The following is a 17,607-nucleotide window of genomic DNA, read 5'->3' as shown; positions in this document are numbered from 1 at the left end:
CACCGCAACCTCTACGAGGCAATAGCCTCGTCAAAACATTATGCGCCAGAACCTTTGTAAAGATGCAAGGGGTTTTCAACGCACGTGTCGTCAATCTGACGCAAAAAAAAGGAGCCCTAAGGCTCCTTTTTTTGACTCAGCGGAATATCAATAGCTGGAGCGACCGCCACCGTAGCCGCCGCCATAACCACCGCCACCGCCGCTGCGGCCACCGCCGTAGCCACCACCGCCACCAAAGCCGCCGCCGCTGCGGGGCGGGCGGGGTTCCATCGGACGGGCTTCGTTGACCACGAGGTCGCGGCCGCCGTAGTTCTGGCCATGCGCGCCGTGGATGGCGGCCTGGGCTTCAGCGTCGCTGCCCATTTCGACAAAGCCGAAACCTTTGGAGCGGCCGGTGTCGCGCTCCATCATGACCTTGGCGCTTTGCACGGCGCCGAATTGGCTGAAGGTCTGCTCCAGATCCTGGTCGCGGAAGGTATAGGGCAGGTTGCCCACGTAGAGTTTGTTGCCCATGATCGGACTCCTAGAAAAAACATGAAATGCGATGGAGCCCGACGCAATCAACAAACCTGTGACGACTTCAAAGACGCGAAACTGACCAGACACCGCAGCGTGCACTTCCGCATGGCAGAACTGCAGGGCCATTATCAAGCATTGCCATAACCCCAAGGATGTCGTAATTGCGCGCCTGCAACACTTTCCAGGGTAACTACTGTGTCTAGCTGGGCAAAAAGGTGCCTTCTTCCGCCGGATACAATCCTCCGCTGTCTTTGGGGAGTAGCCTGCCCCGCGCTAGTCCGCTGCGACTGCGACGCGAGAGGATGCATGCATCAACAGACTTGGGGCCCTTGGGCGCCATGGTGCATGGGACCCGCTGCCACAGCGGGTCGGGCGAGACCATTGACCGCGTACCGATCCATCAGGCCGGAGTCGGGGCGTGGTCAATGCTGTCCGATGTACTTCCGGCCGGAAATCTATTGCGACCGCCCCATGGAAGCCTTCCTCGTCTCCACCGCCATCGTCACCCTTGCCGAGATGGGTGACAAGACCCAGCTGCTGTCGCTGGTGCTCGCCGCACGCTTTCGCAAGCCCTGGCCCATCGTGCTGGGCATTTTCGTGGCCACGCTGGCCAACCACGCGCTGGCAGGCGCGGTGGGGTCGTGGGTGACTACCGTGCTGGGGCCGCAGGTGCTGCGCTGGGTGCTGGGTCTTTCCTTCATTGCCATGGCGGTGTGGATGCTGATTCCCGACAAGCTGGACGACGACGGTGACGGTGCGGCGCCGCGCTTCGGCGTGTTCGGCACGACGCTGGTGGCGTTCTTCCTGGCCGAGATGGGCGACAAGACGCAGGTCGCCACCGTCATGCTGGCTGCGCAGTACAGCGCCTACTTCTGGGTCGTGGCGGGTACTACGCTGGGCATGATGCTGGCCAATGCGCCCGTGGTCTGGCTGGGGGATCGTCTGGTGAAGAAGGTGCCGATCCGCGTGGTGCATCTGGTGTCTGCGTTGATCTTCCTGGTCTTGGGCCTGCTGGCGCTGTTTGCGGGAGATGCGACGCCTTTGGCATAATGGCCCGCAGACGCGCCGATTTGCACCGCTTGCGGGCGCTTTACAAATCCAGCTAAAGACGTGACCGATCGACACGCCTGCCACCCCAGCACGCACCCGGACCCGGCCTCGTTGTTTAGCGAAGCCGGGTTTTTTCATGTCGTTCATCGCCACACCGCAAACCATGCACTTCGCCGAGCCCCTGCCGCTGCAGTCGGGGGCCTCGATCCGCGACTACACCTTGGCCTACGAGACCTACGGCACGCTCAACGCCGACCGCTCCAACGCCGTACTGGTATGCCATGCGCTCAATGCCTCGCACCACGTCGCAGGCAGCTACGCAGGCCAGCCCAGGAGCGAGGGCTGGTGGGACAACATGATTGGGCCGGGCAAGTCTGTCGACACCAACCAGTTCTTCGTCATCGGCGTCAACAACCTGGGCTCGTGCTTCGGGTCCACGGGGCCCATGCACCGCCACCCGGACACGGGCGAGGTCTACGGTGCGGACTTCCCCGTCGTCACAGTGGAGGACTGGGTCGATGCGCAGGCGCGCCTGCTGGACCGCCTGGGCATCGCGCAACTGGCGGCGGTAATGGGCGGCAGCCTGGGCGGCATGCAAGCGCTTTCCTGGACGCTGCAGTACCCCGAACGCATGCGCCACGCCGTGGTCGTGGCCAGCGCCCCCAACCTCACGGCCGAGAACATCGCCTTCAACGAAGTGGCGCGCCGGGCCATCGTCACTGACCCGGACTTTCACGGCGGGCACTTCTACCGCCACGGCGTGATCCCCAAGCGCGGGCTGCGCATCGCGCGCATGATCGGCCACATCACCTACCTGAGCGACGACGTGATGAACGAGAAGTTCGGGCGCCAGTTGCGCGAGGGCATGGATCTGAAATACAGCACGCAGGACATCGAGTTCCAGATCGAGAGCTACCTGCGCTACCAGGGCGACAAGTTCAGCGACTATTTCGACGCCAACACCTACCTGCTCATCACGCGCGCGCTCGATTACTTCGACCCCGCGCGCCAGCATGGCGGCAATCTGGCGCAGGCGCTGGCCGTGGCGCGTGCCAAGTTCCTGCTGGTGAGTTTCACCACCGACTGGCGCTTCTCGCCCCAGCGCAGCCGCGAGATCGTGCACGCGCTGCTGGAAAACCGCCGCGACGTGAGCTACGCCGAGATCGACGCCCCGCACGGGCATGATGCGTTCTTGCTTGATGACCCGCGCTACATGAGCGTAGTGCGCTCTTATTTTGATAGTGTTGCCAAGGGGCTGCAGGGAGGACAACCATGAGCGACCACGCCACCATGCAAGCCATTGCGCGCCTGGTGCCCGAAGGCGCGCGCGTGCTCGACCTGGGGTGCGGTGATGGCGCGATGCTGGACTACCTGCAGCGCGAACGCGGCTGCAGCGGCTACGGCATCGAGATCGCCGACGCCAACGTGCTCGCCTGCGTGCGCCGCGGCGTGAACGTGATCCAGCTCAACCTCGACGAGGGGCTGGCGATGTTCGGCGATAACAGCTTCGACGTGGTGCTGCAGATCGATACGCTGCAGCACCTGCGCAATGCCGAGGTGATGCTGCGCGAGACTGCGCGCGTGGGCAAGAGCGGCATCGTCGCCTTCCCCAATTTCGCACACTGGCCCAACCGCGTGTCGGTGCTGCGCGGGCGCATGCCCGTCACCCGGCGCCTGCCCTACCAGTGGTACGACACGCCCAACATCCGCGTGGGCACGTTCAAGGACTTCGAGGTGCTGGCGCACAAGAACAAGCTGCGCATCCTGGACGCCTTCGGCCTGCAGGACGGGCGCGAGGTGCGCTGGCTGCCCAATGCGCGTGCGGGCACGGCAGTGTTCCGTTTCGAGCACGACTGATCGCACCGTCCAGCCCGGCGCGCAGGGGACATTTCTCGCCGGCGGGGTTTTTGCTATTATAATTGTAGCTGTTAGCGCTTGATGGATAAGCGCTAGCGGCCAAAATTCCCCTGTTCCCGATGCCGGGCCTCTGGGCGGGATGCGTGGTACGTGAGACCGCGTAAGGGATATTGTGAATAGATGTAGCGGCAGGCCTGCCGTAGATTTCCAGACAGACCGGGACGACCCGGCGCACCCCTTTTTCTGGAGACATGCATGGCCGCCGATTCGCTTGCCCACCATTCCGTTGCCCGCCGGGTCACGCTGACCGCCCTGGGGCTTGTGGCCCTGGTGCTGGTGGGCGTGGGGCTGGCCCTGGCGGTTCTGACCGAACGCAGCACGCGGGCGCAGCTGGTGCAGAGCATTGGCGGCACCACCCAGGCCGTCGCCCATTCGCTGGATGCGGCGGACAACACCAACCGTGAGCTGGTCCAGGCCACCATGCGCGGCTTTCGCCGCTACTTCGAGGCCACCATGCAACTCGACGAGGGCGCGGGGGAGCTGCGCAGCTTCGGCGCGCTGGTCAACGAGGACTACAGCGCGGTGGACAAGTTCGCCAACGAGACCGGCGGCGTGGCCACCGTGTTTGCGCGCAAGGGCGACGACTTCGTGCGCATCACCACCTCAGTGAAAGATGCGCAAGGTCAGCGCCAGCAGGGCATGCCGCTGGACCGTGCCGATCCTGCCTACGCGGCAGTCGTCAAGGGCGAGCCCTACACCGGCATCACCGTGGTCGCAGGCAAGCCCTACATGGGCCACTACCTGCCGGTCAAGGACACGGCAGGCAAGGTGGTGGCGCTGTTGTTCATCGGCAATGACGTCAGCATCTTCCACGCCATGCTGCAAAAGCAGGTGGAGCAGACACGCTTTTTCGAGCACGGCGGCGTGTACGTGATCAACCCCGGCGCCGGGCTGGAGCAGGCCGGCTTCGTGTACCACCCCACGGCGCGGGGCCAGCGGGTGCTGGAGGCCTTCCCCCAGTCACGGGCCTTCTTCGAGGCGTTGGTGGCTGCGCCAGAGGGCTTCGTGCGCGACGCGGCGGCGGTGTATTCGCCCGGCGCGCAGGACCCTTGGGCGCTGCTGCGCAAGACACAGGGCGGATGGTGGGTGGTTGCCGAGGTGCCGGACGCCGAGGCCATGGCCGGCCAGCGCCACGTCACCTGGGCCGTGTGGGGATTGATGGCATTGGCCGTCGGCTTGCTGGGCGTGGGTCTGTTCGTGATGCTGCGCCGCGGCGTCAGCCAGCCGCTGACCGGGCTCACGCAGGCCATCACGCTCGTCGCGCAGGGCGACCTGACGCAGAGCTTCGAGACCAGGCGGCGCGACGAGATCGGCACGCTGGTGCGGGAAGTGGAAGGCATGCGCCTGCGCTACGTGCAGATGCTGCAAGAGGTGCGCACGGCTGTGGACAGCATCGACACCGCCAGCGCCGAGATCGCCAGCGGCAACCAGGACCTGTCGGCACGCACGGAGGCCACTGCCGGCAGCCTGGCGCAGACGGCGCAGAGCATGGACCAGCTCACGGCCACCGTGCGCCAGTCCGCCGATGCGGCCCACCAGGCTAACCAGCTCGCGGCCTCCGCCGCGCAGGTGGCGGCCCGCGGCGGGCAGGTGGTGGGCGAGGTAGTGACCACCATGGACGACATCAACCAGAGCTCGCGCAAGATCGCCGACATCATCGGCGTGATCGACGGCATTGCCTTCCAGACCAACATCCTGGCGCTGAACGCCGCCGTGGAGGCTGCACGCGCCGGCGAACAGGGCCGCGGCTTTGCCGTGGTGGCGGGCGAGGTGCGCAGCCTGGCGGGCCGCAGCGCCGAGGCGGCGCGCGAGATCAAGCAGCTCATCCAGGCCTCGGTGGAGAAGGTGGAGACGGGCGCGCGCCTGGTGCAGGACGCCGGCAGCACCATGGGCGAGATCGTGGGCAGCGTGCAGCGCGTGGGCGACATCATTGGCGAGATCACGGCCGCAGCGTCTGAGCAGGCCGGCGGCATTGGCCAGGTCAACCAGGCCGTGGGCCAGCTGGACCAGATGACGCAGCAGAACGCCGCGCTGGTGGAGGAGTCCGCCGCCGCCGCGCACAGCCTGCGCGAGCAGGCGGCGCGCCTGGCCGCGGCCGTGCAGGTGTTCAGGCTGGGGCCGACCCTGGGCGACGCGTCCCTGATTGCGGCACCTGCGCATGCACCCGCGCCAATGGCTGAGGTGGCCGACCTGCGCGTGGGGGCCCTCGCGCTTACCTGAGTGCGGGCCTCGCCGGGGCGGGGCGGTTATCCTCGCGCGCTGCGCGCATGGCCCGGGGCGCCGCGAGGGCATCAGCCTGTGGGCGCTGGGGCTGATGATGCACACCTCCACGTACGTGCTGTACGCCCTGCGCGGCCTGGTGTCCGACTGGGCCAGCATCGTCCTGGCCAACACGCTGCTGTCGGGCACGTTCGCCATGGTGCTGGCGGCCGTGCACCAGTTCCAGGGGCGGGCGTTGCCGTGGCGCCGCATGGCGGTGCCGGTCGCGGCGACGGCGCTGTTGTTTGCGTTCTTCATTGACGACTACCGCGCACGCATCATCACGGCGGGCGTGGTGCCGCCGCTGCAGCTGGGCATGGTGCTGTGGTCCCTGTGGCGCGAGCGGCCGGCTGCGTCCCTGCGCGGCGCGACGCTGCTCAGCGTGGGCCTGGTGATGGAGGTATTGCTACTGGGGGTGCGCGGAATGCTCGCCGCCACGCGCGACATACCGGTCGAGGGGCTGATGCAGGGCAACGCCATGCAGTCCATCACCTTCATGGCGGCCTTCGTGGTGGTGATCCTGAGTTCGCTGGGCTTCATCCTCATGGGCAAGGACCGCTCCGATGCCGACAATCGCTATTTCGCCGCGCACGATGCGCTCACGGGGCTGGTCAACCGCCGTTCGCTCATCATGGCGCTGGAGCGCGATGTGGCCCGCGCCGTGCGCCTGCGCGAGCCTTACGCGGTGATGCTGGTGGACATCGATCACTTCAAGTTCGTCAACGACAGCCATGGCCACCTGGCGGGCGACAGCGTGCTGCGCCATGTGGCGGACCTGCTGCGCACGCGCCTGCGGGCGCAGGACCCGGTGGGTCGCTACGGGGGTGAAGAATTCATGGTCCTGTTGCCGCACACCCCGCTCGGCGGGGCCCTGGAGCTTGCCGAGACGCTGCGCCGCGCGGTGGAGCGTTTGCCCTGTGTGGGTGGCGGCAAGGAGATACCGGCGACCGTGAGCATCGGCGTTTGCGGCGGGCCCCTGCAGCCCGCGGACGGCTGGGACAGGCTCGTTCAGGGGGCCGACGAGGCGCTGTATGCGGCCAAGCTCGCGGGGCGCAACCGGGTGGAGTCCACGGCGCTGGCGGCACAGCGCCCCGCGCCCGCACCGGCGGTGGACTAATAGGGCAGCGTGCAGATCGCCGTCGCCGGGCGGCGGGTGTTGGCGTATCCTGCGCCTTTTGCGCACCGACAGAGGTTCTGCCATGAACGACCGCCTGCCCGCCGCCGCCCTGGATGCCGCACTCGCGCTGGAACGCGTGGGGCGGGTGTGGGACGAAGACATCCTGCGGCAGCTCACCGACTACATCCGCATCCCCGCCAAGTCGCCGGGCTTTGCGCCCGACTGGCGCGAACAGGGCCACCTGGAGACCGTGCTGCGCAATGCCGCGCACTGGGTCGAGGCGCAAAAGGTGGCCGGCCTGCAACTGGAGATCGTGCGCCTGCCGGGGCGCACTCCGGTGCTGTTCTTCGAGGTGGCGGCCACCCAGCCGCGGTCCACGCAGACCGTGCTGATGTACGGCCACTTGGACAAGCAGCCCGAATTCGAGGGCTGGCGCAGCGACCTGGGCCCGTGGACACCCAAGTACGAGGACGGCAAGCTCTACGGCCGGGGCGGCGCCGACGACGGCTACGCGGTCTACGCCAGCGTGGCCGCGGTGCAGGAGCTCAAGCGCCAGAACGTGCCGCACCCGCGCATCGTGGGCCTGATCGAAACCTGCGAGGAGAGCGGCTCCGCCGACCTGCTGCCTTACATCGACGCGCTGAAGACCCGCCTGGGCGACGTGGCGCTGGTGATCTGCCTGGACTCGGGTGCGGGCAACTACGACCAGCTGTGGCTCACCACCAGCCTGCGCGGCATGGCCAGCGGCACGCTCAAGGTCCAGATCCTCACCGAGGGGGTGCACTCGGGCGACTCATCGGGTCTGGTGCCGTCGTCGTTTCGCATCATGCGCCAGGTGCTCGACCGGCTGGAGGACTCGGCCACGGGCCGCCTGTTGCCTGCGCACTTCCACTGCGAGGTGCCACCCGACCGCCTGGCGCAGGCGCGGGCCACCGCCGCCATCCTGGGCGAGGAGGTCTACAAGCGTTTCCCCTGGGCGCATGCCGATTGCGGTGGCAGCACGGTGTTTGCCCTGCCCACCACCACCGACCCGGTACAGGCGCTGCTCAAGCGCACCTGGGAGCCCACGCTCAGCGTGACGGGGGCCGAGGGCTTCCCCGCCCTGAAGGACGCGGGCAACGTGCTGCGCCCCTACACGGCCTTCAAGCTGTCGTTGCGCCTGCCGCCGCTGGTGGACGCCGCCGCCTGCCTGCAGGAGATGAAGGCCGTGCTGGAGGACAACGCACCCTACCAGGCCAAGGTCACCTTCGCCCCCGATGGCGCGGCCAGCGGCTGGAACGCCCCGGCCATCACGCCGTGGTTCGAGCAGGCGCTCAACGCCGCGAGCCAGGCGCACTTCGGTGCGCCTTGCGGCTACATCGGCCAGGGCGGCACGATTCCGCTCATGAACATGCTGAGCCGCGGTTTCCCGACGGCGCAGATGATGGTCTGCGGCGTGCTCGGCCCCAAGAGCAATGCCCACGGCCCCAACGAGTTCCTGCACGTGCCCTACGCCAAGAAGCTCACCGCGGCCGTGGCGCAGGTGATCGCCAGCATGCCGGCCTGAAAACGCGCACGGCCATGCAGGAACTGAGCGAACCCACGCTGCGCCCCTTCACCGCCAGCGACGGCGAGAACCTCGCCGTACAGGACTGGCCGCTGCCCGCGCAGGAGCGCCGCGGCGCCGTGCTGCTGGTGCACGGCCTGGGCGAGCACGCGGGGCGCTACGAGGCCCTGGCCCAGCGCCTGAACGGCTGGGGCTTCAGCGTGCGCGGCTACGACCACTACGGCCACGGCGACTCCGGCGGGCCGCGAGGCGGCCTCACCAGCGACCTGCGCCTGCTGGCCGACCTGGCGGACCTGGTGGACGCCACACGCACGCGGCTGCGGCCCGGCGAGCCGCTGGTGCTGCTGGGCCACAGCATGGGCGGGCTGGTGGCGGCGAGCTTCGTGGCGCGGGGCGTGCGCCCCGTGGATGCGCTGGTGCTCTCGTCGCCCGCGCTGGCCACTTTCATGAACCCGCTGCAAAAGCTGCTGCTGGCCACGCTGCCCCGGCTGGTGCCCAACCTGCGCGTGGGCAACGGCCTGAACCCTGAACACCTGTCGCACGACCCGGCCGTGGTGGCCGCCTACCGGGCCGACCGGCGTTGCCACGACCGCATCAGCGCGCGGTTGGCGCGCTTCATTGCCGATGCCGGCCCCGCCACGCTGGCGCGCGCCGCGCGCTGGACGGTTCCTACGCTGCTGCTGTGGGGCGAGGACGACCGCATCGTCAATCCCGCGGGCAGCCGTGCCTTCGCGGCAGCGGCGCCCCCGGCCGTGGTGCATGCCCAGGGCTTTGCGGGGCTGTACCACGAGATCTTCAACGAGCGCGACGCGGCGCCCGTGTTCGCGCAATTGGAATCGTGGCTGGAGCAGCGCTGCCCGGTGCGCCGGGCGCAGCCCGTGGCGGCTTGAGCCAAATCGGCCTGCGGCGCTTGTTTAGCAAGTGCTAGCAGCTACTTTTTTAGGAGCAAACCCGCCCTCAGTGCGCGAGCAGCACGCGGTTGCGCCCCAGGCGCTTGGCGCCGTAGAGGGCCGCGTCCGCGCGCTGCAGCAGCGCGGCGGTGCTCTCGCCGTGGGCCAGTTCCGCCAGCCCGACCGACACCGTCAGAGACAGCTGCATGCCGCCTGGCAGGGCCACGGGCGTGGCGGCCACGGTGGCGCGCACGCGCTCCAGCAGACGCGTGCCGTCCGCCGGGTGGGTATTGGCCATGAGCAGCAGGAACTCCTCGCCGCCCCAGCGCGCCAGGAGGTCGCTGGCCCGCACGCAGCCGTGCACCGTCTGCGCGAACGACTGCAGCGCCACGTCGCCGGCCGCATGGCCGTGCGTGTCGTTCACCGCCTTGAAATGGTCCAGGTCCAGCTGCGCCAGCAGCAGGGGCTGCCGGCTGCGCTGCGCGCGCGCATGCTCCAGCCGCATCATCTCCAGCATGCAGCGGCGGTTGGGCAGGCCTGTGAGCTCGTCGCGGACGGCCAGTTCGCGGATCTGCTCCACGGCGGCGGCCAGCTCGCGCTGTTGGCTGCGCAGGCGGGCCCGCGCGCTGTGCACGCGCGTGGTGAGAAAGGTGCTGCTGGCCAGCACCACCGCGATCATGACCAGGTAGGCCGCCGACAGCGCCGGGGGCTGGCTGTCGGGCGATAGCCAAGCCGGATGCCACCACTGCACCACGGCGCCCGCTGCACCAAAGGCCACCAGCCCGTAGAGCGCCACGCCCACCATCTGGCGGGGGGTGAGCCCGAAGACGCCGAACATCATGATGACCGCGAGAATGGGCGGCGCAATGCCGCGCGCGGGGCCGGCGATCACATAGGCCGCCGCGTTGCAGGCAATCGCATAGACGATCTGGAACAGCGTGAGCGACGGGTCGGCAAAGCGCCGGCTGGCGCCGCTGCGGATGAGCACGAACACCGTGGTGATGCCCGCGCCGCACGCCAGGGTCCACCAGTACACCGGCACGGGATAGGTCAGGCCGGCGGCGGCCACCAGGTGCATCGCCCCGATGCAGCCCAGCATCAGCAGCGCCGACACCCCCGCCATGGCCAGGCGGATGCGCTGATGGGGATCGGTCGTGATGAGTGCATCCAGCGTCCGCTGGGCAAGGCCGCGGCGGCCCGTGGCCTCCTGGTTCACGCAAGCTCCTTTTCTCAGAGGCGCGGGGCTGCGGACCGCGCACGCTGTGTGCACTGTAAGCGGCCCGCGCGCGGTCTGAGAATAGGTAGTTGCCGTGAGCTGGAGGTCTGGCCTGCCAGGGGGCGATGAGTTGTCCCGATGCCCTGTCGTGGGACTGCGTTGACGGGCGGTACCGGCCGCTGTGCAGTGCGGCGCCGGTTGCGCTACAGCCAGAATTCCTGCTCAGCTTTGTGGCCTTGGGTTTGCAACGCGGTGCACAGGGTGCGCAGCGTGGCTGGCAGGTCGGGGTCGGCCTGCAGGCGCTGCAGCCAGGCATGGTCGTGTGCGCTCAGCGGGAGGCGCGGGGCCGCGCCCCAGTCTTGCGGCTGCATGCGGTGGGCCTGCCAAGGCAGGCCCACCGCATGCCACAGCGCACCTGCGGCCAGCGCGATGGCCACGCCCGCGGGGTCAGGGTCGCAGCTCACATCGGCTGGTGCGGGGGCTTGCTGTAGCAGCCACTGCATCGCCTCCCGCCAGCTCTGCGGCGGCTGGCCGGGCAGCCAGACCACGCAAGTGCCGGGCGCGGCCGCCAGTGCCTGGCGCTCGAAGCTTGCACGGTTCTCGATCAGCCAGTAGCGGCGGGGCGCCCGCACCCGAGCCGGCGCGCCAAACAGGCGCGTGGGCAGGCCGCACAGGCCGGCAGCCGCCACATCGATGCAGCCCCCGGGCGTATTCAGAGTGAGCGAGCCGCCCAGCCACAACAGCGGCGCGAAGCGGGCGATGCCCAGCGCTTCCAGCGGCACATGGGCTTGCAGCCATTTCCATTCAGTCGGGGTGATGGCCTTGGTGGTGCCGCGCGCGTGCTGGGCGAAATCCTGGCGCAACCCGAAGCGCTGGTCGGCCTGCCAACTGGCCAAGGCTTGCAGCAACTGCAGGCGCGCCTGGCGCAGCGTCTCGCCCTGGCGGCTGTCCAGACAGTGGCGCACAGCGCTTTCTAGCCAGGGCTCCTGCTCGCCCAGGGCCTGCAGTTGTGCTGCCAACTGCTGGCGAGCGCTCTCGCGGGTGGCTGCGCTGCGCAGGCCCACGGCCTCCTGCAGCACGGCCACATCGCTCCACACGATGCGTTCGACGCGCCACTGGGCGTGGATGAAGCGTTCCTTGGTGTGCAGCGCACCGGCATGCAGCAGCAGATCCAGGAGACCCTCGGCCAGCTCCAGCCGCTGCGCGCCCGCAATGTCCAACAGGGACTGCCATTGGCGTTCTGCCGCGTCGGCGCGCAGCCAGTCGCACAAAAGGGCCTGTTGGGCGGGGCGCAACGTTGGCAGGCTCGTCCACGGTGCGCCGTGCCGCGTACGGCGCCTGTTCCCGTTGGGTTGCGTGCGCAGGGCGATCATGCGCTGAGGGGTTTGAGCTCCGGCACGCCGCGCCGCTTGGCCACGGCGATGGGCGGCGCCCAGCGGCTGCCGGCGGGCTTCTTGCTGGTCACGAGGGTGATCTCGGCGGGCTCGAACACCTCCAGGTTGTGCGTGATGGGCGTGGTCAGCACGTACTGCGCGCGCGTGCTGCGCAGGAAGTGGCCCACGAGCTGGATGTTGCGCACGTCCAGGTGGGCGAAGGGCTCGTCGATGAAGACGAAGCCGCCCGAGCCGCTTTCCTCGTCTTTCAGCAGGCCCACCAGCAGGATCAGCGACTTGATGACCTGCTGCCCGCCCGAGGCCTCGCCGTCGTTCAGCCCGATGCTGCCCTTGCCGTCGAAGGCGAAATGCACTTTCAGGCCCGCCTGGGCGAGCACGGTGTCGTCGTTCTCCAGCAGGGGGAGGTCGGCCGCCACTTCCACACCGGCCAGCTGGCCCAGCTCCTGGATGTTCTTGCGGTAGCGGCGCACCGTGCTGCGCAGCACCTCGATGTAGCTCTCGCGCGCGTTCAGCACCGCCGTGGCGGCCTGGGCGTTCTTGACCTGGTGGTCCGACAGGCTGGCCGCCTGCTCGCGCACCGTCACGTCCATGCGGCGGTGGCGTTCTTCCACGGTGGCGTCCTGCTCCCAGGTGCCTTGCTCCAGCTCCTGCTCCACGGCATGCAGGCGCAGCTTGGCCTGGGTGTCGTTCACGTATTCGTCGACCAGCGCGCCCATGGCGGCGGGCGTGATCCAGCGCGCCGGGAACTGCGCGCGCTGGGCCTGGCTGCGGGCCACGGCCCCCTGTTGCTGGCGGCGGCGCGCGCTCCACTCCTGCGCGGCGCGCTCGCTGTCGCCGCGCGCGCGCTGCAGCTGCGCCTCCAGGCGCTTGTGCTCGTCGTTGAAGGCGCGGTGGCGGTCATGGGCGCGGGTGGATTCCTGCTCCAGGCGCTGCCACAGCTGGGCCGCGGCCACGCGCGCCTGCTTGGCGGCGGGCAACTGTTCGCGCGCCTGGGCAAACTCGTCGCTGCGGCGCGCCAGCTCCTCGGCGGCGCTGTGGCCTTCCAGGGCGCGGCGGGTGTCGGTGATCTGGCGCTTGAGGGCCATGAGCTGGTCCAGCACGGGTGCCAGCTGGGCATCGATGCGGGCCAGGTCGCGCTCGGCCGCGCTGCGGCGTGCCTGCACGGCGCTGGCGCCGAACTGGTGCTCATGCGCCTCCACCCACATGGAGCGCGCGCCGCGCCCGTCGTGCATGTAGGCCTGGGGTGTGATCCAGGTGCCGCCCAGCTTCTTGCCCTCGCGCGGGTCGGCCACGCAGCGCAGGTTCTGCAGTTGCTGCACCAGCCAGCGCGGCACGGGCGCGGTGAAGCGCACATGCTCCAGCAGCGTGCCGCTCTCGCCCTTCAGCGCCACGCTGCCCGGCTCGACGATGTAGTGGCGGTAGCGCTCGCGCTCGCCCAGCTCCCAGGCCTCGGCCAGGTCGTTGGCCTGGTCCAGCAGCACCACCCAGCGGTGGCCGCGCAGCACGCCCTCGATGGCGGCGCGCCAGCGCTCGTCCTGCACTTCCACGGTTTCGGCGACGAAGCGGTGGCCGATGCCGGCATTGGCCAGCTGTTTGCGAAAGCGCAGCACCTCGGGCGGCAGCGGCGGCAGGCTCTGGCCTTCGAGCGCGGCGAGCTGCGCGGCGGCCAGCTTGCGCCGCTGGGTGAGTTGGCTGCGCTCGTCCTGCAGCGCCGATTCCTTGTCCTGCAACTGGGCCAGGTGGGCCTGCAGTTCGTCGGCATTGCTGCCCTTGTCCACCAGCGCCAGCAGCTCCTGCTCACGCTGGGCCAGCTTTTCCAGCGGGGCCTCGTGGCGTGTGGCCTCGTCCAGCTGCGTGCGCGCCTGGTCGCGCTCTGCGCGCAGCTGCTCGGCTTGCTGCTGCGCGCGCGTGCCTTCCTCCAGCAGGTGCAGCAGGCGCTTGTTCTGCACCGCCTGCTCCGCCAGGGCCGCGCGGTGCTGGGCCTTCTGGCGGCGCAGCTCGCGCGATTGTTTGGTGAGCTGCTCGCGCTCGCCCCACCAGCCGAGCACGGGCAGCACCTCGGTGGCCAGGCGCTCGCGCTCGGCCAGGCGCATCTGCCAGGTCTTGTAGTTGGTCACGCGGTTGTGCAGTTCGGAGAGCTGCGCGCGGCTGTGGTCCAGCTCGCGCTCGGCCTGCGCCATCTCGCGCGCCAGCTGCTGCTGGTGCTCGCGCGCCTGGTCGTAGGCGTCCAGCACCTGCTGGTCGCCGAACACGTCGAACACCAGGCGCAGCAGCTCGCGCGGGCTGAATTCGCACAGCCGGTCGGTCTGGCCCTGCTCCAGCGAGAGCACGCGCGCAATCGCCGGCGACAGGCCGGCGGCGGCCAGCACGCGGCCCCAGGCCTCCACGCCCATGAAGCCCAGGTCCTTCTCGGGCATGTCCAGCAGCTGCTCGATGGAGACATCGCCCTCCACCAGGCAGTAGCGGCGCTGCCAGTCGCCCCCGTTCTTGTCGATGCGGCAGGCCAGCGTGACCTGGTCGCTGTAGAGCAGGCGGCGCGCAAACGGGCGGCTGGAGCTTTGCCGGCCCTGCGGCCGGTTGTCCACCACGGCGCGCAGCCAGGCGGTCTGCGCGCCGGCGTGGCGCGCATAGGTGCGGTAGTCGCGCGGGGCCGAGCAGCGCAGGCCCAGCAGGGTGCGCATGGCGTCCAGCAGCGTGGTCTTGCCCGAGCCGTTGGGGCCGGCAATCGTGATGATGGAGCCGTCCAGCGGCAGCGACACGCGCTGGCAGTAGTCCCAGTGAACGAGTTCCAGGGTTTGCAGGTGGAACATGGCGGTCAGTTCTCCTGCACCGTGGATGCTTCGTTATTCATAGCTGCTGGCGATTGCTGTTCGGGCGTTAGAGGCTGATTTGGCTCGGATTCCGGCGCAGCCGCGCGCTCGCGCAGCAGTACGTCGGCCAGCGCACCGTCCAGGATGCGCGGGGCGAGCACGTCGTAGTCCAGCAGCACGTCCAGCAGCGGCCCCTCGGCGATCTCGTCCTGGCGGCGCAGGATGAAGCCATGGCGCTCCAGCAGCTTGAGGTTGGCGTCCAGGCGCAGCTTCTTGCCCAGCTGCGGGCCGTAGTCCTCCAGCAGCGCCTTGTACGACAGCACGGGGCTGGCCACGCTGGCCTGGGGCAGGGGCTTGGCACCGGGGAAGAAGTCGTTCTGGCCCGCGTCGGCCTCCTGCACGCGGCTGGTCTGGCGCTCGCGCTTCGGTAAAACGATGAGCGCCCACAGCACGATGAGCAGCGCCTGCGCGTCGCGCGGCAGCTCCAGGTTGTTGTTGGCGTTCAGGCCGGACTCGCCCATCACCCCGTTCTGCGCGGCGCTCAAGAGGGCCACGCTCACGTGGTCGGCGTAGATGCTGTCCATCCAGCGCAGGCCGGATTGGGCCAGGCGCTGCTCCACCTGGGCAAAGAGTTCGGCATCGACCAGCGCGCGCTTCACACGCGGGTGGCTGCGGGGCAGCCAGCGGCGCGTGAGCAGCTCGGCGATCAGCAGGGCGGCGTCATCCATTCTTCACTTCCTCGGTGCCCTGGGGGCGGTCGGGTTCGGCCGGCACCAGCCGGCCACGGCTGAGCAGCTCCACCTGGTGGTGGTCCAGCGGCTCGGCCTGCGGCTGCCATTCGATGCGCCACGGCTGGCGCGCCAGCTCGCCCGTCAGGCCCGGCAGCACGGCGGCCTGCGGATCGCCCAGCAGGGGCATGAGCTGGGCCTTGTAGGCCAGCTGCGCGTAGCGCGTGGCGCCGGGGCGCGGGCCCAGCAGGGCCTCGGCCGCGGTGCGGGCGGTATCGGCATGGCCGCCGACGCGGGCCCATTCGGCGAGCAGCGCATTCAGGTCGCCCAGCTCGCGCGGCAGGGCCACGGCGGTCAGCGTGCCGGCGGGCGCGCTCTGCGCGCCGGGCAGGGCCTCGGCCAGCGCGGGCTGGGGGCGGTCGCGTTCGAACTCGGCCTCCACCACGTCCAGCAGCTCGTGCGGGGCCAGCGTGGCCAGTTGCGTGGGCTGGGCCACGGCGCCGTCCAGCAGGCGGTGCAGCTGCGGCGCGGCCTGCAGCCAGCGCTTCACGTCGGTGCTGGTGATGCCGGTGGTGCCCAGCGTCACGCGCTGGCGGTCCATCTGCTGCAGCGCACGGTTGAACTGGCTGGCCATGGCCAGCAGGCGCGACTGCGCCTGGCCCAGGCCGCGCGCCGCGCGCTCCAGCAGCAGGTGGCCGTGGCTGTTGCCGATGATGGCGGTGATGGCGTCGGAGGCGCGGTCGATGAGCTGGGCTGCGCGGTCGTAGCGCTTGCGCGCCTCGCGCAGGCGGAACTCGGAGCCGCTGGCGATGGCGTCGGCAAACTCGCCGTGCAAGCGTGCCAGCTGCGCCTGCAGCAGCTGCACCTGGCCGGCATCCACGCTGCCCAGCTGGTTGGCGCCCACCACCTGGCCCAGCAGGGCGGCGAGTTCGCCGCCGTCGGCGTGGTCGTCCTCGGGCGCGGGGCTGGTCAGCGGCGCCAGCAGGCCGGCCACGCGCTGGGCCAGCGCGGGCAGGTGGTAGCTGCGCTGGGTCTCGTCCCAGGCGAGCAGGCCCACGTCGCGCAGGCGCTTGAGCACCGTCTCCAGCGCTTCGGGGCGCAGCGCGTGAAAGAGTTCGTCGATGCGTTCGCGCGGCAGTTGCGCGTCGCCCTGCGCCGCCAGCTGCAGGAACACCCACACGCGCAGCTGCACCAGTGCCGCCGGGCCGTGGAACAGGCCGCTCAGCGCCTGCGTGAGCGGCTGCTGGCGCGACAGGTGCCACAGCAGCGGGGAGTCCTGCGCGGTATCGTCAAAACTGTAGGCGTCGCGAAAGAAGTCCGCGATGGCGCCCATGCCTACGCCCATGCCTGCGCCCACGCCGTTGTCCAGCGTGTCATCGCCGACCTGTGGCGCCAGGTCGTCCGGGGCCAGTGCGCGCATCAGGCCAGCCCCAGCAGCGCCAGCGCCGCCACCGAGGCAGTTTCCGCCCGCAGCACGCGCGCGCCCAGGCTGGCCGGCGCAAAGCCCTGGGCCAGCGCGGCGTCTTCCTCCTGCGCGGTCAGGCCGCCCTCGGGGCCGTGCAGCACCCAGACGGCGCCCGCCTCGGCCGCGGCTTCCCGCAGCGGGCGGCTGCCGCTGCGCAGCGACAGCAGCAGGCGTGCGGCGTCCGGTGCGAGTGCGTCGGCAGGGGGCTGGCGCAGCCAGTCGGCCAGGGACAGCGGCGCGTGCACGGAGGGCACGCGGTTGCGCCCGCATTGCTCGCAGGCCGCCACGGCGATGGCCTGCCAGTGTTGCTGGCGCTTGGCGGCGCGCTCGCCGGACAGCTTGAGCACGCTGCGTGCCGCGGCAATCGGCTGGATGCTCGCGGCACCCAGCTCGGTGGCCTTTTCCACCAGCCAGTCCATGCGCTCGTTGGCGGGCATGCCCACCACCAGGTGCACGGCGCGTGCGGCCTCGCGCTCCACGGCGCTGTGGCTGCCGACCTGCACCTGCACATCGCTGCGGCCCATGTGGGTGACGGTGGCGCTCCACTCGCCGCCCTCGCCGTTGAACAGCGTGACCGCGTCGCCCGGCTGCAGGCGCAGCACCTGCACATGGCGCGCGGCCGTCGGCGGCAGCGTGAGCTGCGCATCAGCGGCCAGGGGCAGGGGGCAGTGAAAACGGGGCATATCTTTCAAAAAT

General features: G+C 69.7%; 14 protein-coding genes and 1 riboswitch. Of the genes, 7 read left to right on the top strand and 7 right to left on the bottom strand.

Annotation, left to right across the window (positions count from 1 at the left end):
* Nucleotides 1-147 precede the first annotated feature (147 nt).
* Nucleotides 148-513, bottom strand: a complete 366-nt coding sequence (locus PCQ86_RS19700) for an RNA recognition motif domain-containing protein (protein ID WP_011807204.1) — start codon at nt 511-513, stop codon at nt 148-150.
* 247 nt (nt 514-760) lie between these two features.
* A riboswitch (yybP-ykoY riboswitch) is annotated at nt 761-963 on the top strand.
* 27 nt (nt 964-990) lie between these two features.
* Here PCQ86_RS19700 and PCQ86_RS19695 point away from each other — a divergent pair.
* From PCQ86_RS19695 to PCQ86_RS19665, 7 genes are all read left to right on the top strand, one after another.
* Nucleotides 991-1,569 (top strand): TMEM165/GDT1 family protein, encoded by a 579-nt coding sequence (locus PCQ86_RS19695; RefSeq protein WP_015914689.1) that lies wholly within the window; start codon nt 991-993, stop codon nt 1,567-1,569.
* A gap of 136 nt (nt 1,570-1,705) precedes the next feature.
* Nucleotides 1,706-2,845: a homoserine O-succinyltransferase MetX gene (metX, locus tag PCQ86_RS19690; RefSeq protein WP_252101513.1), complete on the top strand. Its 1,140-nt coding sequence runs from the start codon at nt 1,706-1,708 to the stop codon at nt 2,843-2,845.
* Nucleotides 2,842-3,426, top strand: coding sequence for a methionine biosynthesis protein MetW (gene metW / locus PCQ86_RS19685; protein WP_011807201.1), 585 nt, complete (start codon nt 2,842-2,844; stop codon nt 3,424-3,426). The genes metX and metW overlap by 4 nt, the downstream gene beginning before the upstream one ends.
* A gap of 255 nt (nt 3,427-3,681) precedes the next feature.
* Complete coding sequence (locus PCQ86_RS19680; protein WP_270174566.1) at nt 3,682-5,706, top strand: methyl-accepting chemotaxis protein; 2,025 nt, start codon at nt 3,682-3,684, stop codon at nt 5,704-5,706.
* A gap of 97 nt (nt 5,707-5,803) precedes the next feature.
* Nucleotides 5,804-6,862 (top strand): GGDEF domain-containing protein, encoded by a 1,059-nt coding sequence (locus tag PCQ86_RS19675; RefSeq protein ID WP_270174565.1) that lies wholly within the window; start codon nt 5,804-5,806, stop codon nt 6,860-6,862.
* Between the two features lie 82 nt (nt 6,863-6,944).
* Nucleotides 6,945-8,408 (top strand): M20 family metallopeptidase, encoded by a 1,464-nt coding sequence (locus PCQ86_RS19670; RefSeq protein ID WP_270174564.1) that lies wholly within the window; start codon nt 6,945-6,947, stop codon nt 8,406-8,408.
* A gap of 14 nt (nt 8,409-8,422) precedes the next feature.
* Nucleotides 8,423-9,298 carry an alpha/beta hydrolase gene (locus tag PCQ86_RS19665; protein ID WP_015914684.1) on the top strand — a complete coding sequence of 292 codons (876 nt, stop codon included), beginning with the start codon at nt 8,423-8,425 and terminating at the stop codon, nt 9,296-9,298.
* A 67-nt stretch (nt 9,299-9,365) separates the two neighbouring features.
* Here PCQ86_RS19665 and PCQ86_RS19660 read toward each other — a convergent pair whose 3' ends face one another.
* The 6 genes from PCQ86_RS19660 to PCQ86_RS19635 form a co-directional block, all read right to left on the bottom strand.
* Complete coding sequence (locus tag PCQ86_RS19660; RefSeq protein ID WP_270174563.1) at nt 9,366-10,514, bottom strand: GGDEF domain-containing protein; 1,149 nt, start codon at nt 10,512-10,514, stop codon at nt 9,366-9,368.
* A gap of 203 nt (nt 10,515-10,717) precedes the next feature.
* A complete protein-coding gene (locus PCQ86_RS19655) occupies nt 10,718-11,809 on the bottom strand; it encodes a hypothetical protein (protein WP_270174562.1) in 1,092 nt (363 codons plus the stop codon).
* A gap of 74 nt (nt 11,810-11,883) precedes the next feature.
* On the bottom strand, nt 11,884-14,718 hold the full coding sequence (locus tag PCQ86_RS19650) for an ATP-binding protein (RefSeq protein WP_270174561.1): 2,835 nt from the start codon (nt 14,716-14,718) through the stop codon (nt 11,884-11,886).
* 5 nt (nt 14,719-14,723) lie between these two features.
* Nucleotides 14,724-15,446, bottom strand: coding sequence for a hypothetical protein (locus tag PCQ86_RS19645; RefSeq protein WP_270174560.1), 723 nt, complete (start codon nt 15,444-15,446; stop codon nt 14,724-14,726).
* Complete coding sequence (locus PCQ86_RS19640; protein WP_270174559.1) at nt 15,439-16,866, bottom strand: hypothetical protein; 1,428 nt, start codon at nt 16,864-16,866, stop codon at nt 15,439-15,441. Before PCQ86_RS19640 ends, PCQ86_RS19645 begins: the two co-directional genes overlap by 8 nt.
* Entirely contained in the window at nt 16,866-17,594 is a 729-nt protein-coding gene (locus PCQ86_RS19635) for a 16S rRNA (uracil(1498)-N(3))-methyltransferase (RefSeq protein ID WP_015914679.1), read from the bottom strand. The genes PCQ86_RS19640 and PCQ86_RS19635 overlap by 1 nt, the downstream gene beginning before the upstream one ends.
* Nucleotides 17,595-17,607: the final 13 nt, after the last annotated feature.

It is taken from the genome of Diaphorobacter sp. ED-3, from assembly GCF_027625375.1.
GTDB lineage: Bacteria > Pseudomonadota > Gammaproteobacteria > Burkholderiales > Burkholderiaceae_C > Diaphorobacter > Diaphorobacter nitroreducens.
This window is presented reverse-complemented; position numbering and strand designations above follow the sequence as displayed.